At 51.5% G+C, this 1,267-nt stretch carries 1 protein-coding gene and 4 tRNA genes; all 5 read right to left on the reverse strand.

Features of this window, described 5'->3' with window-relative positions; all coding sequences use genetic code 11:
• Positions 1 to 203: 203 nt before the first annotated feature.
• The 5 genes from BUB44_RS14895 to BUB44_RS14915 all read right to left on the reverse strand — a co-directional run bounded on the left by BUB44_RS14895 (position 204) and on the right by BUB44_RS14915 (position 1,132).
• Positions 204 to 287: transfer RNA gene (locus BUB44_RS14895), tRNA-Leu, on the reverse strand.
• Positions 288 to 290: 3 nt separating this feature from the next.
• Positions 291 to 366, reverse strand: a tRNA-Lys gene (locus BUB44_RS14900).
• A gap of 81 nt (positions 367 to 447) precedes the next feature.
• Positions 448 to 522 (reverse strand) — tRNA-Gln (locus BUB44_RS14905).
• 3 nt (positions 523 to 525) lie between these two features.
• Positions 526 to 602 (reverse strand) — tRNA-His (locus tag BUB44_RS14910).
• A gap of 158 nt (positions 603 to 760) precedes the next feature.
• Complete coding sequence (locus BUB44_RS14915; RefSeq protein WP_073167790.1) at positions 761 to 1,132, reverse strand: GNAT family N-acetyltransferase; 372 nt, start codon at positions 1,130 to 1,132, stop codon at positions 761 to 763.
• Between the last annotated feature and the right edge of the window lie 135 nt (positions 1,133 to 1,267).

Below are 1,267 nucleotides of genomic sequence, written 5' to 3' on the forward strand. Positions count from 1 at the left end.
GCAAATCAAATTTCTGGAAGGAGGCGAAATCCTGGTCGGGGGCCGGCTTGCAAAACTTATATTTTGTTAAGTATTGTAAGCTTTTTAAAACCAGGCTGAATCCGGTGTGGTTTGCGTGCCTTTTCAACACCACCGGACTCATGCTTTTTGCGTGGCCGGTGGCATTTACTGCCAGGAACGCAGGCCCTTGATTTTTCTCTTTTTGGTGCGGGCGGTGGGAGTTGAACCCACACGGGTTGCCCCACCGGATCCTAAGTCCGGCGCGTCTGCCATTCCGCCACGCCCGCAGTTGGTGAGCCATGGAGGACTCGAACCTCCGACACCCTGATTAAAAGTCAGGTGCTCTACCAGCTGAGCTAATGGCCCATAAAATTTACCCAAATATAAAATTATAGTTGGTCACCGGCCTTAAAAAGTGGCAGCAGCGACCAACTATGGTTATCATGTTGGCTGGGGCGGCTGGATTCGAACCAACGAATGGCGGGTCCAAAGCCCGCTGCCTTACCGCTTGGCTACGCCCCAGCGTGGGGTGGAAGATGGGACTCGAACCCACGACCCCCAGGGCCACAACCTGGTGCTCTAACCAACTGAGCTACATCCACCACATACTGCCGTGCAGGGTTCAACCCCGCCCGCCAGCATTTGATATTATAACAGGGCCATTTTCAAAAGTCAAGGCGATGTTAAAGGAAATTTATAACTTTATGTTGCCTTTCCGCAGTGACCATCCCTGATCCAGTAATGCCCCGCTTTTAAAATCTTATACGCATGCCCCCGCCGCCGGCACCCGGCCAGGCCCGGCATTGTACAGGCGGTTCCCGGGCTTCAAAACTTTAAACAACTGCACATCCCGGGAAAACCCGCAGCGGGTGAAAAACTTTCTCCCCGTACCGGTTACCTGCCTGACATACAGCACCGTACCATGCTGCAAGGCCTGCTCCAGGTAACCCAGCAAAATCCTGCCCAATCCCCTTCCCCGCAGATCTTTTTTAATCAGTATGATATCGATTTGCACCAGGTCCAGCCGTTCCGGGATAAACGAACAGAACCCCACCGGCTGACCCTCCCGGTCAAACATGGAGAGGACAAAATGCTGCGCCATCTTCTTAAAACCGGAATAACCCGGATTCATTTCCCCCAGGTCGTCAAACAGGCAGGAAAGGGTTTCACAAATTGTAGATTTTCAAATTGATTCGGGAAAAATCTTCAAATTAAATTGGGGCAACCAACTGGTGGAACAAAGGAAATTCTCATTTTAAACCGGTAA

It is taken from the genome of Desulfofundulus australicus DSM 11792 (genome assembly GCF_900129285.1).
Lineage (GTDB): Bacteria > Bacillota > Desulfotomaculia > Desulfotomaculales > Desulfovirgulaceae > Desulfofundulus > Desulfofundulus australicus.

Excerpts from the sequence above, each read along its gene's own strand:
- BUB44_RS14915 (WP_073167790.1), bottom strand. The coding sequence starts at position 1,132 with ATGAATCCGGGTTATTCCGGTTTTAAGAAGATGGCGCAGCATTTTGTC.